The sequence below is a fragment of the Clostridium saccharoperbutylacetonicum N1-4(HMT) genome (assembly GCF_000340885.1).
In the GTDB taxonomy this organism is placed as follows: Bacteria; Bacillota; Clostridia; order Clostridiales; family Clostridiaceae; genus Clostridium; species Clostridium saccharoperbutylacetonicum.
The window spans coordinates 2121257-2136066 of record NC_020291.1 but is presented as its reverse complement, the minus strand read 5'-3'; the positions used below and the strand labels follow the sequence as shown (position 1 = coordinate 2136066).

Genomic DNA, 14810 nt, shown 5'->3' with positions numbered 1-14810 from the left:
TTATCAAAATACTCATATATTTTTATATAAAAATCTCTATCTTAGATACAATAGCAGTACAAAGATAAATTAAAAACTTATTATATAGAAATAGAGCACTAGAGATTAATCTCTAGTGCATCTTTGCATAAAAATTTTCTCTCTTATCTTTCAGCTAACGCTGTTGGAATTAGCACCACGTCATCGTAAATCATTACTTGATCGGTTGCTGGGTTTCATAGGGCCAGTCCCTCCACCACTCTTGATAAGTTATTCAATTCCTTCATTTCTTATAAGTTTAGTATATATTCAGCTTATTAAATTGTCAATACATTTTATGCATAAACATTAAGGTTATGCTAGTATTTATAATTACTAGCATACACGGTATTTTAACATCACAAATCTGGCTAATAGCCATTATAATTTGGGTTAAAAGCCATATTACTTGGTTCATAGACCTTGTATATAAAAAATTGATATGGCGCATAATTATCTAAAATTTCTAATAAATAAACCCTATTAAAACTAACTAAAAAGAATGATCTACTAGGGTGAATAGATCATTCTGCATATTGGATATTTATATTTAATAAGGGGTAAATAATGTTTTAACTACTTTATATATTTATAATACATAATATTTATGTCAAGCATGTGACAACTTTTTTATTAATTCAGGCATTATAGAAAATTGTGAACTTCTTGTAATTATGTATACAATGTATTTAGTTATTTTCTTTTTTAATATCCACGATCATCAACTTTCCAACTATCCGTTTTACTGTCTCTTATTAATATCCAATTATAATTATCATAAGTTGAATTTGGATTTAAACTTCCATCCCCACCTGAAGAATCTACATCAAAATTTGATAGCAAAACAATTACATTTTCAGTTTTAACACCATTCACTGAACCTCTCCCATTTTTCAAATACCCCTCAATAAATTGATCTGATTTTTTTTATCATACCATAATTTTGTCAGAGTAGCTCCATTATAACTTTTAAAACTTTTCTTTACGCAATTCACTGCATCATTTAATTCATTCTCACTGAACTTGTCAGTTGCTCCAATACTCACTACAACATTATCAGTTTTTCCAACTTGTTTATAAACCAGAAAAGAGCTGTCGTTAACGGATTTTAATACGCTAATGCGACAGCCCCTATAATATTTTAATTTGTTAAAGCAACTACTTCTAGTTCAATTTCTATATTTTTATTTGGAAATGTAGTTTGAATTGCTACTCTTGTTGGTAATTCATTTTTTTTGAAATACATTTTATAAATTTCATTCATTTTATCAACTTCAAAAATATTTTTCATATATACTACAACTTTTAAGATATTATTCATTGAAGAATTTGAGTTTTCAAGTAAATATTTTATATTTTCTAATGCATTTTTTGTTTGAATCTCAATATTTCCCAATATAAATTGTCCACTTTGTAAATCACATGATACTTGGCCTGATAAATATAAAGTATTCCCAGCTTTTACCACTTGATTATATGGGTAATCAGGTTGTTTCACATTAGGCAAGTTTAATATTTCTTTTTTCATTTCTTTCCTTTTCACCTTCTCTGTACTTTTAATATAATTAGTTATAACAAAATTATCTATTAATACTCATTTCTTTTTTAGTCATTTTCTCAAAAAGAGATTCTAAACGCGCTTCAAGTATCCATTGATCAGGTATATGTTGAAAGAAATTAAATCTTAACCCCCAGCTAATGCCTTGTAAAAATTCAAAATTTAACATATTATTAATCATATCTTCTATTATTTTATTATTTGTAGCAACAACTGATTTTACTATATAACCATTATCTGGTTTTGGTTCTATAGCCTCTATTATTAAATCATATGAAGCATCACTACCACTTTTTTCTAAAACAGTATAATTCAATATTTTCACCTTCTATTTCATTCAATATTTTTAGCTAATTTTTCGGCTTCACATCTTAATTCTTTAATATTGTGAACATGATTTCTTATACATACTGAATTGTAATTATTACATAAAATACATTTACGTTCTTTGAAGCCTACATCTTCTCTTGATATCTTAACTCCATTTTCAAAACAATCTATATCAACTAGCCTTCCCCACATATTTTGCTCTTCAATTAGACAACTTTTTATTTTTGTATCCTTTAATGAAATATAAGAGCTAAATACTGCATAATATCCTGCAATATCTATGTTATATAATAACAATTGTGATGGAATATTATCTTGAATAGACCTAATGCAAACTTTAAAAACTCCTGCCCATATTCCCCCTGACTTCGGAAACCCTGGAATGTTCAACGATAGTTCTATAATGCATTTGTGATTTTTACTAATTTTTATTTTTTTTAAATAGCGTTCTTCTCTAGCCATTAATATTTTTTTACCTATTATCGATAAATATTGATTCATAAATACTCACCATAACCAATAATACTATTATCAAATCTCCAGATGCAGCTGCACTCCATTTATTTTTTTCATTAATATTTCTAGTTCATTAACAATAATTATTCCCTTACTATATGAACTATTGCATCCTATTTCAAAACACAAATAAAAATATGGAACAATACTTTTACCGCTCTTTACCAATAGATGATAATCCATATCATTATGAAAACCAGAACTGTTAAAAGTAACTAATCCAAAACTTGGCCATATACATGGTTCTTTTACTATTGCATCAAAACAAAGTTTAGTAATAAACTTATTCAATAATAAATTATTGATATCATCTCCAAAATTATAATCTACTTTTTCGTATTTTTCTTGAGTAAATATATTAACATTTTCCACTTAATTAAAATATTAAGCTTTTTAGATGCTCAGGCCACTTATTTACATCTGTTCCAAATTGAACAAGGATAGCCCAACACCATCTTTCCAATCCAAAAGCAATACAACTAGTCCATAAATTCTCATCATTGTTTTTACTCATGTAATTGAATTTTTTTACAAAAAAGTTTCCATGAACATTAAAGCTAGCGCATGCAAGTGACTTATTATCATATAAATGTGGTCTAAATTCAACTTTTACAACTTCTGGTAGTTCTAATTTGGAATTAGTGTCTTTCAATGTGTTCGTATCTTCAATAAAAAATGGATCACTAGCTTCTTCTAATGAAAAATTCAATTTTAATTTTTGACTAAGTTCAATTACAAATTGAATAGCACGTTCACGAAATTTAATTACATTTTCTTTTTCTCCAACAGCTACTATTTCTCTCATATGAAATACATTCATTCGTTCAAAAAAATATGTTTGATTTCTTTCAGTTCTACTGCATACTCCTAATGAACTGTAAACCGTAAATTTATCAATCGTTTTATTTTCTAAGGATTCCCAAATATTATCACATACAGCATTTTGCCAATATATATCAGACCTATCATCAAATTTATTTATTTTAAATAAATTTTCATTATCTTTGCTATACCCAAACTTTTCAAGTTCATCTTCATACCATAATGGCTCTGAATAAAATTCAATTGCATTTTCTTGTTTTGCAAATTCAAGAATACATTTATCTAATTTATCCATTAAAGAAGCAACATGTCCTGTAATATATAATCTACCATTAGAATATTGATTAACATAATCACTTGCTAAAATTTCATATGGTCTTGTATAATTTCTATCACGTTCATTAATAATACATTCATTTTTAAATGTATCTTTCTTTATATCCTCTTTTCTATTGTTAACTATGTAAGTAACAATATCATTGAAATATTTCCAATCAGTTTCTATTGTTTCATCACTACTACCTTTTAGTAATACAGTAATACCATCATATTCATTAATTTCTATATCTGTTTTACACATAGAATCTGATTTGTACTTGTACATGCATTCTTTAATTTCCGTTAAACTTAATTTTATATCTAATTTTTTTATTTTAGAATTATTTTTTAATAAATTAATATTATCATTAACTAACTTCATTTAAATTCACCTCATTAATATTATTTAGTATATCTTTTGCTTGATAAATAGCCAGTGGATCTACTATAACTCCTTTTGATACGTAATTTATTGTATTATTAAATTTAACTTCTGTTAAATCGTCTAAAGTTGATTTTGCCCACTCTATTTCTTCATTTAATGGTGCATATGCATTATTTATAATTTCAAGTTGTCTTGGATTTATTGTAGATCTAGCTCTAAATCCTAGTATTCTACTATTTTTACAATCAGAAATTAATCCAGCTGTATCATCTAAAAATGAAAAAACTGTATCAATAGCTAAAATTTTGTATTCAGCGGCTACAGTTACCATTTCAAATTTTATAAGCTCTAACTCATGCCCTTCTTTAGTTCTATGCAGGCCGCAATTATATGCCCAATCTTCACCTCCCAATGCAATTGCTTCAACACGATTACTTGCTTGTATTATATCTGATATATGTTTTAATCCTTGTGGATTTTCAATCATGGGATGTAATTTTATGCTTCCAATTTCCATTTTATTTTCTTTTTCAAATTTTGTAAGTAATTCATCTACATATTCAACTTCATACTTATTGCTAACAGATGGTATTCTAATAGAATCTGGCTTAGCCTGAATAACAGTTTTTATATCTTCATCTTGAAGTTCCCTTGCAGAAGAAAGATTTACTCTAACACATATATTTATATCAGGTCTGATTGATCTAATATATGAAATAGCATTACGTGTTAAATATCTACCATCCGTTTTAAATGGCATTTTAGTTGCAAATTCTAAGTCAATAATTATATTTTTTACATTTATTATTGGTAGCTTGCATAAAAATCCTGCATTGTTTCCTGGGACAAATAAATGAGCCCCCCATAAAGTTTTTTTTATCATCGAATTCCTCCTCTTTATATATGATAATTTTATTTAATATAATTTAATTTTTAGCGTAATACAAATAAATAACAATATTACACTAAAAAAAACGAGCCAAATAACTTGATATCCTCCTATAAAAAGTAACCACCCACTAAACAAACTACCTAAACCACCACCTCCAAAAAGTCCTAAACCTATTAGGCCTGATGAAAGTCCTTTACTATCATCTGTAATATCAAATGCCAGTGTGGCCAAAGTAGATTGAATAGATATATAACCTAATCCTAATAAAATTGTAGCTAATATAGCAAATTGCCAATAATGAAGAAAATACAAAAATAAAATTGCAATTAAAGCAAAAAATTCTCCTAAAAGTATTACGTTTTTCTTTCCAATTTTTTTGCTTAAATTTCCAACTTTTGTTCCACCTATTAAGCAAGAAAATCCATAAAACATTATTACTATACCGCATTGTAAATAATCCAATCCTATAATCTTATTTAGAAATGCTCCTAGATACGAATATACGCCCAGTAATAAGAATCCTGTTATTAGAGATAAGGGAAAAATAATTCTTCCTTTAGCAGAACATATAGTTCGTTTAGCTTTATAAAAAAAATTCCCTTTTCCATTGGATACAATTTTTTTATCCTTAGGTGATTTTGTCAATAAAATTATAGCTGAAATTGTAGCTGCTATAGCAAAAAAGACAAATGCTCCGCGCCAGCTAATGAATTTAGTGATTAATCCACCCAAGCCTGCACTTAAACCTTGTCCTAAAAAAACAATTCCCATAAATTTTCCAACATAAATTTGTCTATCTAATACTGGAACAGTATCTCCTATTAACGCCAATGATACAGCAACAATACCAGCCGCAAAAAATCCTGTGATTATACGAAAAATACATAATACTAATAGTGAACTAGCAAAAGCACTTCCTAAAGTTCCAATAGCTAAACCACATACAATATACTTTAACACACTATACTTGCTCCAATAGTCGCCAAAAAATCCATAAAATGGTTGCAAAAATCCATACGGTATCATATATGATGTTAATACTACACCAGCCATAGAAATTGATATACTAAATTCTGTTGCAATTGCTGAAATGGCCGGTGAAACAAACCAATTATCAGCGGCTGAAACAAATCCTGCAAACCCTAACATTAAAACCAACATGTTAAAATTCACACTTTTTTCAGTTTTATTACTAGATGAATTATTTTTTGAAATATTTTCACTAATGTTATCGATAATATTCGTCATTTTTCCCCTCATCTCTTTCATGATTTATATACTAAATTCAAATTGTACTGATTTAATAAATTAAATTATATCATTTTTCCAAATATAATCAATATATGGTTTATACTGTAATAACTAGCATCATATAGAAAATCAAACTATTCAGCTAGTGGATGTCCAATATTCGTGTAGAATCCGCCAACAAGACATTATTTGCCACTGAAAGTTCATTCCAACTATATATCTCTACGGTTAAAAACCCTGTAAAATTGCATGTGTAAAGTATAACAAACTATTTACAAACATCTACGTAAAATGAATTTAACTTTGCGTAGATGTTTTATATACTATATTCATCAAGTAATTAAATTTTAATGATGTATTTTATGAATAGATGGTTTTATTATGTTAGAGTATCAACTACGGGAAAGCAAAAGACAGATAGACAAATGTATAGCTCTGAGCTTCAAGATTTCTGCAAAAGAAATAGAATAAATAATAAAGATATAATAATCATGGAGGAAAAGGAAACCGGCAAGCACTTTGAAAGGCCTCAATATCAACTCTTGAAACAAGTAGCTGTTAATGGAGACAATATCATAGTTTCAGCTATTGAACGATTCGGTAGAAACTATATACAAGGTAGAAAAGAATTTGCAGAGCTTATTAATAAGGTTGTAAAAGTATATGTTCTAAACAGACCAATGTTAGAAGATATGTATAAATTAAATGATAATATGAGTAAATTTATGATTACTGTCTCAAAAACGAACGTTTATCAGACAACAAAAAACCTTCTGTAAATACATATATTGTAATTTATTGAATGTAATAATTTTAATATTTGACAAAAGAAAAAATTATCCTTCTTTTAGCTTCATAACTAAACTATTTATTTTATTTAATAGACACATTCATATCTTTTAAACCATATTACACTTTAATCCCAATTCTTAGCCAATTATAAAACAGCATATGTTCTTTGTAATCATAAACTTACCTAGTATTTATTCTTTAATTAAAACTTCACAACTATAAATAAAGTTGCACGAACTTAATTTAAGATAGTGAACTTCGATTAAGCTCGTACAGTTTTATTTAAAATACTTTTATATAATTGAATAATCATCATTTAATCCATTAATAAAATATAAAACTCTTCACGTTGTCTATATGATTTAATTAATTTATTTGAATTTAGTACATAAAATAATTTTTCGGTTTCTTCAGTTTTCTTTATATTAATAACTTCATTGTTTTGTAAATCATCTTTACTGAATGATATTATATCCCCAATAATCTTTAGATACCGAGAAATATCTGTACTTATAATCTTTTTTTGTATTATAATATTGAATTACTTTTTTAATTAAAGAATTACAGTTGCAGGTACCTTAATTGTTACTGTTCCTGCAGGTGGAATATCACCAACATTAACTATAATATTTTTCGAGGTTGAGCTTGAATCAACACTTCCTTGAGTCGTTGTTACTCCACTAACATTAAAATCAATATGATTAGGTGCTGGATCATTTACAACTACTGCTTTAGCTGTCTTTGTTCCAGTATTAGTTATTACAAGAGTATATGTAAAATTATCTCCTATCCATACCTCTTTTACATCTGCTGTCTTTACTACACTCAAGGTAGTATCAGCTGATCCATGAAATATAATCGTAACCTCTCCACCAGGGTTATTAGTATTGGTACCTTTGGCATGAGCAATATTAGTTATATACTCTGTGTCTGTTGGTTGGGGTCTGGTGTTGGTATTGGTTCACTTTTTTTAGTTATATTTATAGTACATGGAGCACTCAAATTGCTTCCATCTGCTGTAGTTGCTGTTATTGTACAAGTTCCTTCTTTAAGTGCATTTATTTTTACAATTTTTCCGTTAGCAGGATCTACTTCTATTGTTGCTATTGATGGATCACTTGATTTCCATGTCACTCCTACTGCTGATGGAGTTGTTGTTGCTGTTACTTTATCTGAATCACAAATTGTTAAATTAATTGCTGATTTATCTAAAGTTATTGATTCATTATTGTATAATAAATAACCATTTATATCTATAGCATCGATACAGAACCAAGTTGTACTAGATGCAGGAATGTTAATTATTACATCATGTCTTTTATTCTCAAGTCCCTTTTTTACATAAAAAGCACTTTGTGGAATAGCACTTGTTGGACTATAAGAACTACTATACGATGTAAATATTTCATTAGTATTTCCACCGTCGAAGCTTATAGTACAATTTTGAGTTCTATTATTAGCGATATAATCTATTAGTGCTATATCAGTTCCATAAAAAGAAAATTTAATGGTACCATTACCTGCACCATTAGCTAAATCCATTCTATTTTTGTTGTATAAACCCGAAGTATTACTTGTACTTGGCTCTACTTGGGTAATTTCTTTAAAGTTGCTAGAATATGTGATTCTGCCATCGCTATCATCGAATCTGTTAAAACCTTCCAGAGGATTAAGATATTGTACTCCTCTTGTATAGTCTGTAGCTGCATTAGCAACGCTTCCATTCTGAAGAATACTCATCCAGATAATAGCTAAAGCCATCATAAAAATTATACTAAACTTTTTAAAGTAATTTTTCATTTATCATTCTCTCCCTTATTTTTCAATAATAAATGAATGCGCATTCCTTATATTTATTTTAATTCTAATACCAATTAAATCCAACAATAATCGTAATACAAATTCCTTTATATCTAAGAATTTTAGTAAATTTTCACATGTATTATTATCCATATTTATACTATTTTACTTTAAACAGATAACAAAAAAGGACTTTATTATTTAAGTCCTCAATGTTTTTATCACATATTCTCTTCCTAGTGCTAAGCAATATTACAATACGCCTACATTTCTAAACTGCACTCTGCCACGTAGACATTTCTAGAAAAATAATTGATAAAAGATGATTTGTTTTTTATATAGCTGTATTTTTTGTTAGCTCATAGTTGTAATTTAAAAGCAAATTAAAGATTATACGCTATTTAATTTCTGCAAAAATTTCATGAATATTTCCGTCCGGGTCGGCAAATAGTGCTGTTCTTTGACTCCAAGGCATATCTTGTGGTTCATGAATAGATATTGCCCCTTTTGAGATTAACTTTTTAAAGGATTCATCAACCTCTTTAGGATTTTCACATGGGAAAGCAAGTTCAAATCCCTGTCCAAATGCTTCTTTCCTATATTCGTTACTATATCCGTGCATTACTTCTCTCATACAAATGGCAAATCTTACTCCAGCATTTTCAAATTCAACATAATTGCCAAGGTCATTTTCAATTTTAAATCCAAGAACTTGATTGTAGAAATTTTTCATTTTCTCTATATCGTTTGTCCAAATCGTAATAAGATTAATTTGTGCTTTCATAATGTAGTTCCCCTTTCTTAATTTACCAGTATGCATAAATTATAACACATATTACAAGCGCAACATTATCCAATTTTAAAATGCAAATAACTTAATTAAAGTAATTGAGAATCTGATAATTTTTCTCTTCTTGAATAAAAAATCCCCATAAATAGGCTGGATTAAAATATATTTAAATTTCATTTAATCCATATTTTACAACTATCTAATATAAATTTCTTCATTAATATTACAACCGCTTACCGAAGCACATTTACCATTCAATGTCCTTGCACTATCATTACTTAAAACAACCACTTCATACTCAAAATCTACTCCTCCATAAGCAAGATACATTTGTCCATTATCAATTGTACCAATTCCATGTAATTTAACTTCATTGTTAACAGCCCAATTAAGGTCATATAAATTATCACTTTGTTCCTTTTTTATAATATTTAAATCAAAAATAGGAGATTCGTATTCTTTTATAAAATACCTAACCCTATAATTGCCTTCAAAACTTTCACTTGTTTCTTTCCTTAATGCAATTCCTGAACCTAATATATCAAAATTTTGTGTTGAAGCCCAAAGTGCTGAATTCGACCTTAAATCACCTATTTGCTTATACACGCCAATTCCAGCCATTGGAACTTGCTTCTGATATCTTGACACAAGTAACTTATTATCAACAAATATTCCAATTCCAAAATACTCATAACAAGTATTTTCTTTGTCTATCTTCCAAGCACACTTGTATGTCTCACCTATCTTTTCAATACTAAGAGCACCTTTACCATCATTAAATTTCCAACTACCTAAAATATATTTTTCTTCATAAAAATTCATTATTTCACCTTCAATTTAATTACATTTTTTAATTTATAATGACAATAAACTCCTTACCATTATAAGTCAATTATAGCATGTTCCAACAATTACTTGGCAATAACTTTTTAAAGTTCATAATTTATTTACTATTATTAATAGCCAACTATATAGATATCCAAATTAATACTCAAACTTATAAATAGAATATGTATGCATTATCGAGAAATTATAATCGTAACACTACACTAGAAATCAGATACATTTTTCTGGAAGCAGGCTTGGGATCAGTTATGAGTTATGACTTACGTATGAAATCTCTTTAAAGATTTCGAAAATGTATAATTTAAGAGTTTAACTTATAAATAGAAAATTAATATGAATTTGTTAAGCCTTAATCAAATCACTAAACCAGGAATTATATACATTTTTTGGAATAGGCATATGAAATTGAGCTGTTGAAGGTTCTTAATGGGGGCTTGTTTCATTTATGGCTTGTCCAGATTTTACATCTGGAACACGCTGAAATGACGACAAGCTGCCATTTAGAACCTTCCAGCGAAAAGTTCATAAGTCCTGTGGAATAAAAATGTATGTAATTTCGCTAAGTCACCACATAAGTCTAATTCTTGCATTGTGTATCTATACCATCTATCAATTTTAATTTCAAAATTATGCTTTGAATATTTTACTTTATACTCCACATAATAATTATAATCTAGTTTAAGTTAATTTCTTTCTTAAATAATTTGTCAAGATGCATTATACAAGAATATCAAGGAATTCTATATTAGTTTTCAAGGAGTTTTTATGAATAAATTAATAACATATGCATCATCATTTGTATTTTGGTATCCACTTATAATGAGTACAATTTGGATAATTGGTGGTGTTCTATTTTATTACAGAAGAGAGAAAAAGCCCACATTACCCTTAACTGAGAGTCCCATGGTATCAATTTTAATACCATGTCATAATGAAGAAAATACTATAGAAGATACAATTAAACGTCTTAATAATCTAAACTATCCTAACTATGAAATCATAGCTATTAATGATGGTAGTAAAGATAAAACTGAAAAAATATTAAACACCCTATCGGCAGAATATGAAAAATTAAGAGTTATTCAGCTTAAAACTAATGCAGGTAAGGCAAATGCGCTATACCTAGGCTTAATTGCATCAAAAGGAGAGTTTTTGGCTGGAATAGATGCAGATGCGTATCTTGATTGTGAAGCTTTAAATTATATGATACCTCATTTCATTACTCCAAACTATGGTGAAAGAGTTGGTGCTGTAACCGGAAATCCTAGAGTCCGCAACCGTAGTTCTTTATTAGCTAAAATACAGCTATGTGAATCCTCAAGTATTATCAGCCTGATTAAAAGAACACAAAGATTACTTGGAAAAGTAATGACTGTTTCAGGCGTTGTTGTAGTGTATAGAAAAAGGGCCTTAATAGATTGTGGATTATGGGACAGAGACTTAATTACAGAAGATATAGGAGTAACGTGGAAACTTCAAAAACGTTTTTGGGATATTAGATATGAGCCCAAAGCTCTTTGCTGGATGTTGGTGCCTGAAACACTTGTTGGTTTATGGAATCAAAGAGTAAGATGGGCTCAAGGTGGCATTGAAGTCATAATGCGCCACTGGAACATATTTTTAAGTTGGAAATATAGGCGTTTGATGCCTGTATACATAGAACAAATATTAAGCATATTTTGGTCAATAACATGGTTTATATTGTTTATAATACTGACTGTACAACTCGCTATTGGAACCCAAACCTTTTCCATTATCTTTTGGCAAGGTCAATATCTATCTTTTATCTGCTTAATTCAATTCATTGTAGCAATGTCATTAGATAAACGATATGATGATGAATTATTAAAATATTATTTATGGGCAATTTGGTATCCAACTTTTTTTTGGTACTTTAGTGCCGTAGTTATATTAAGAGCTATTCCAAAAGCATTATTTGGAAACAAAAAAAAATTTGCAACATGGAATAGTCCTGATAGGGGTATTTAAACATGAATATAATTGATGGATTGCAAAAAAAGAGCATTAGAATATTAGAAATATTAATAACTACAATTGGATGGCTTGTCATGCTGTATTATATAATTCAAACTTTATTATCTATTGTATTATTTTCATTATTATATACAGTATTATGGTCATTAAATTTATCTAATTTTTATAACAAGTTATCTTCCTTAGATGATGTAAGTGCAATAATACATATTTTTATAATCACCATTGTTATTGCAGGTAGTTGCTTTATATTAATGTATTTTTGGGGAAGATATAACTATAAAAGATATGCACATTTAAGACGACGTAAGTTTCCTAAAGATGTAACACAAGAAGAAATTGAGATTTATTTCAACTTACCATCCCTTCTCGTGAAAAAAATGCAAAATGATAAAATTATCATTTTAGAAAAGACTATAGTATAAAATATGTAAAAGTATTTATTTTTAAGTTTTAATACTGTGGTTAATGACAGCTATTACTATAAAAATACAACTATTATATAAATACATAGATGTACGTTTATAATAATACAAAAAAATCTAATTGATAATATAACCTTCATCAATTAGATTCTTTTAAATAGTTTATCATACTTTAATTAATATTGTTAATGTATTTTTCTATATTTTACACACCTTGTTGTAAGCAAGTTTTCAAATCATCATCCGGTTCACTTATAGGTGTTATATTAAATGTATCCACTAAATATTGTAATACATTAGGACTTATAAATGCTGGAAGTGATGGTCCAAGGTAAATTCCTTTTACACCTAATGAAAGTAATGCTAAAAGGTCAGCAACTGCTTTTTGCTCATACCATGAAAGAATTATTGATAATGGCAATCCATTAACATCTGTATTAAAAGCATCTGCAAGTGCTGTTGCAATTCTAACTGCTGAATATGCATCATTACATTGACCTACATCTAATAATCTTGGAAGTCCAGCAACTTCTCCAAAGTCTAATTTATTAAATCTATATTTTCCACATGCCAGTGTGAGGATAACACAATCTTCTGGAACCTTTTGAGCAAATTCAGTATAATAATTTCTTCCTGGCCTTGCACCATCACACCCACCAATTAAGAAGAAATGTCTAACCTTTCCTTCCTTAACCGCATTAACAATTGCTTCAGCATGAGATAATGTTGCATGATGTCCAAAGCCTACTAGTATTTCTTTTTCTTCTTCATCCTCTTTAAAACCACCTAATTCTAATGCTTTATTTATTATTTCACTGAAATCCTTAGTTCCATCTTCTAAAACATCGATATGCTTTATCCCATCCCAGCCTACAACACTTGTTGAAAATATTCTATCCTTATAAGTTTCTCTTGGTCTCATTAAACAGTTAGTAGTCATTAAAATACATCCCGGAATTCCATCAAATTCTTTTTGTTGATTCTGCCATGCAGAACCAAAGTTGCCTACTAGATGTTTATATTTTTTTAGTTCTGGATATCCATGTGATGGTAACATTTCGCCATGTGTATAAATATTAATTTCTTTACCTTCTGTCTGTTCCAAAAGCATTTCTAAATCTCTCAAGTCATGACCAGATACTATAATAAATGGGCCTTTTTTAATATTTACATTTACCTTATGAGGTGAAGGATTTTTGTATCTACTAGTATTAGCTTCATCTAAAAGTTGCATTACTTGCACGCTCATATCTCCTACTCTCATTGTCATACGTATCATATCATCCAAGCTTAACTTATCATTTGTAGTAGCTTCTAATCCTAAGAAATAAATATTATCTACTTGGTCATTATTGTAACCAATAAACCTTGCTTGATGCCCATAAGCACTTACACCTTTTAATCCATATAGTATAGTTGATCTTAAGGAACGAATATCTGCATCTAGATTCTGATCATACATTATCCCTGCTTTTACTGAATCCTTTAACATCTCTTCCTTTGAGTCACTTAAATTATATGTTGCTGCATCTGGATATTGTCCTTCTGGTGCTTGATCTCTTAAATATTCTTTTATTTTTTGTGATTCCTTTAATAATCTTATATGAACTTCAGCATCAAAGTTTACATTTGTTAATGTTGTAAATAAACCATTCTCAACAAATTTAACTATTCCTTTGTCTATAGTTTTACCCTGTTCAATTAAAGGCTTTGCATAGCAAGAAATTCCTTTTAATTGATATATTATTAAGTCTTGTAAATTTGCGATTTCTGGCGTTTTTCCGCATACACCACTCTTTGTGCACCCCTTTCCTCCAGCTGTTTGTTCACACTGATAACAAAACATAGGATTTTCCTCCATAAATATCACTCCTTAAATATTAGTCTATTTTATTGTCTTCATAATATTAGATACTATTCTTTTATAGCTTAAGCAATTTTTAAATTTTTTTAAAAAATATTAATTTAAAAAGTGTATAAAAATTTCACTATATAAATGTTGCTTTTTCTTTATAATCCCTAATCTAAAATATACTACCCAATACCAGGAATATAGATTCCACATGCAAATC

At 28.4% G+C, this 14810-nt stretch carries 16 protein-coding genes and 1 riboswitch; of the genes, 3 read left to right on the top strand and 13 right to left on the bottom strand.

The window, feature by feature from the left end; translation table 11 throughout:
• Window positions 1–140: 140 nt before the first annotated feature.
• A riboswitch (SAM riboswitch) is annotated at window positions 141–251 on the bottom strand.
• Between the two features lie 472 nt (window positions 252–723).
• From CSPA_RS09455 to CSPA_RS09420, 8 genes are all read right to left on the bottom strand, one after another.
• Window positions 724–915 (bottom strand): DUF4829 domain-containing protein, encoded by a 192-nt coding sequence (locus tag CSPA_RS09455; RefSeq protein ID WP_015392024.1) that lies wholly within the window; start codon window positions 913–915, stop codon window positions 724–726.
• Between the two features lie 244 nt (window positions 916–1159).
• A complete protein-coding gene (locus CSPA_RS09450) occupies window positions 1160–1546 on the bottom strand; it encodes a RidA family protein (protein WP_015392023.1) in 387 nt (128 codons plus the stop codon).
• 52 nt (window positions 1547–1598) lie between these two features.
• A complete protein-coding gene (locus CSPA_RS09445; RefSeq protein ID WP_242838577.1) occupies window positions 1599–1901 on the bottom strand; it encodes a hypothetical protein in 303 nt (100 codons plus the stop codon).
• A gap of 8 nt (window positions 1902–1909) precedes the next feature.
• Entirely contained in the window at window positions 1910–2407 is a 498-nt protein-coding gene (locus tag CSPA_RS09440; RefSeq protein WP_015392021.1) for a citrate lyase holo-[acyl-carrier protein] synthase, read from the bottom strand.
• A 30-nt stretch (window positions 2408–2437) separates the two neighbouring features.
• Window positions 2438–2794, bottom strand: a complete 357-nt coding sequence (locus CSPA_RS09435) for a triphosphoribosyl-dephospho-CoA synthase (protein ID WP_015392020.1) — start codon at window positions 2792–2794, stop codon at window positions 2438–2440.
• Between the two features lie 4 nt (window positions 2795–2798).
• Window positions 2799–3944, bottom strand: coding sequence for a hypothetical protein (locus tag CSPA_RS09430; RefSeq protein ID WP_015392019.1), 1146 nt, complete (start codon window positions 3942–3944; stop codon window positions 2799–2801).
• Window positions 3931–4830 (bottom strand): HpcH/HpaI aldolase/citrate lyase family protein, encoded by a 900-nt coding sequence (locus CSPA_RS09425; protein WP_015392018.1) that lies wholly within the window; start codon window positions 4828–4830, stop codon window positions 3931–3933. The genes CSPA_RS09430 and CSPA_RS09425 overlap by 14 nt, the downstream gene beginning before the upstream one ends.
• A gap of 33 nt (window positions 4831–4863) precedes the next feature.
• Window positions 4864–6087: an MFS transporter gene (locus CSPA_RS09420; RefSeq protein WP_015392017.1), complete on the bottom strand. Its 1224-nt coding sequence runs from the start codon at window positions 6085–6087 to the stop codon at window positions 4864–4866.
• Between the two features lie 365 nt (window positions 6088–6452).
• Here CSPA_RS09420 and CSPA_RS09415 point away from each other — a divergent pair, with 365 nt between their 5' ends.
• Entirely contained in the window at window positions 6453–6869 is a 417-nt protein-coding gene (locus tag CSPA_RS09415) for a recombinase family protein (RefSeq protein ID WP_015392016.1), read from the top strand.
• A 566-nt stretch (window positions 6870–7435) separates the two neighbouring features.
• Here the strand turns inward: CSPA_RS09415 and CSPA_RS30515 are convergent.
• The 4 genes from CSPA_RS30515 to CSPA_RS09395 form a co-directional block, all read right to left on the bottom strand.
• On the bottom strand, window positions 7436–7711 hold the full coding sequence (locus CSPA_RS30515; RefSeq protein WP_017810730.1) for a DUF11 domain-containing protein: 276 nt from the start codon (window positions 7709–7711) through the stop codon (window positions 7436–7438).
• Between the two features lie 86 nt (window positions 7712–7797).
• Window positions 7798–8682 carry an Ig-like domain-containing protein gene (locus CSPA_RS09405; protein ID WP_017810731.1) on the bottom strand — a complete coding sequence of 295 codons (885 nt, stop codon included), beginning with the start codon at window positions 8680–8682 and terminating at the stop codon, window positions 7798–7800.
• Between the two features lie 397 nt (window positions 8683–9079).
• On the bottom strand, window positions 9080–9466 hold the full coding sequence (locus CSPA_RS09400; protein WP_015392015.1) for a VOC family protein: 387 nt from the start codon (window positions 9464–9466) through the stop codon (window positions 9080–9082).
• 201 nt (window positions 9467–9667) lie between these two features.
• Entirely contained in the window at window positions 9668–10294 is a 627-nt protein-coding gene (locus CSPA_RS09395; protein ID WP_015392014.1) for a hypothetical protein, read from the bottom strand.
• A 789-nt stretch (window positions 10295–11083) separates the two neighbouring features.
• On the opposite strand from CSPA_RS09395, the gene pgaC reads away from it, so the two are divergent.
• On the top strand, window positions 11084–12307 hold the full coding sequence (pgaC, locus tag CSPA_RS09390; RefSeq protein ID WP_015392013.1) for a poly-beta-1,6-N-acetyl-D-glucosamine synthase: 1224 nt from the start codon (window positions 11084–11086) through the stop codon (window positions 12305–12307).
• A gap of 2 nt (window positions 12308–12309) precedes the next feature.
• Window positions 12310–12738 (top strand): poly-beta-1,6-N-acetyl-D-glucosamine biosynthesis protein PgaD, encoded by a 429-nt coding sequence (gene pgaD, locus CSPA_RS09385; protein ID WP_015392012.1) that lies wholly within the window; start codon window positions 12310–12312, stop codon window positions 12736–12738.
• Window positions 12739–12943: 205 nt separating this feature from the next.
• On the opposite strand, the gene hcp is transcribed toward pgaD, so the two are convergent.
• On the bottom strand, window positions 12944–14599 hold the full coding sequence (hcp, locus tag CSPA_RS09380) for a hydroxylamine reductase (protein ID WP_017810732.1): 1656 nt from the start codon (window positions 14597–14599) through the stop codon (window positions 12944–12946).
• Window positions 14600–14810: the final 211 nt, after the last annotated feature.

Excerpts from the sequence above, each read along its gene's own strand:
- CSPA_RS09415 (WP_015392016.1), top strand. The coding sequence starts at position 6,453 with ATGAATAGATGGTTTTATTATGTTAGAGTATCAACTACGGGAAAGCAA.
- pgaC (WP_015392013.1), top strand. The coding sequence starts at position 11,084 with ATGAATAAATTAATAACATATGCATCATCATTTGTATTTTGGTATCCA.
- CSPA_RS09405 (WP_017810731.1), bottom strand. The coding sequence starts at position 8,682 with ATGAAAAATTACTTTAAAAAGTTTAGTATAATTTTTATGATGGCTTTA.
- pgaD (WP_015392012.1), top strand. The coding sequence starts at position 12,310 with ATGAATATAATTGATGGATTGCAAAAAAAGAGCATTAGAATATTAGAA.
- CSPA_RS09400 (WP_015392015.1), bottom strand. The coding sequence starts at position 9,466 with ATGAAAGCACAAATTAATCTTATTACGATTTGGACAAACGATATAGAG.
- hcp (WP_017810732.1), bottom strand. The coding sequence starts at position 14,599 with ATGGAGGAAAATCCTATGTTTTGTTATCAGTGTGAACAAACAGCTGGA.
- CSPA_RS09450 (WP_015392023.1), bottom strand. The coding sequence starts at position 1,546 with ATGAAAAAAGAAATATTAAACTTGCCTAATGTGAAACAACCTGATTAC.
- CSPA_RS09420 (WP_015392017.1), bottom strand. The coding sequence starts at position 6,087 with ATGACGAATATTATCGATAACATTAGTGAAAATATTTCAAAAAATAAT.
- CSPA_RS09395 (WP_015392014.1), bottom strand. The coding sequence starts at position 10,294 with ATGAATTTTTATGAAGAAAAATATATTTTAGGTAGTTGGAAATTTAAT.
- CSPA_RS09425 (WP_015392018.1), bottom strand. The coding sequence starts at position 4,830 with ATGATAAAAAAAACTTTATGGGGGGCTCATTTATTTGTCCCAGGAAAC.
- CSPA_RS09440 (WP_015392021.1), bottom strand. The coding sequence starts at position 2,407 with ATGAATCAATATTTATCGATAATAGGTAAAAAAATATTAATGGCTAGA.
- CSPA_RS09430 (WP_015392019.1), bottom strand. The coding sequence starts at position 3,944 with ATGAAGTTAGTTAATGATAATATTAATTTATTAAAAAATAATTCTAAA.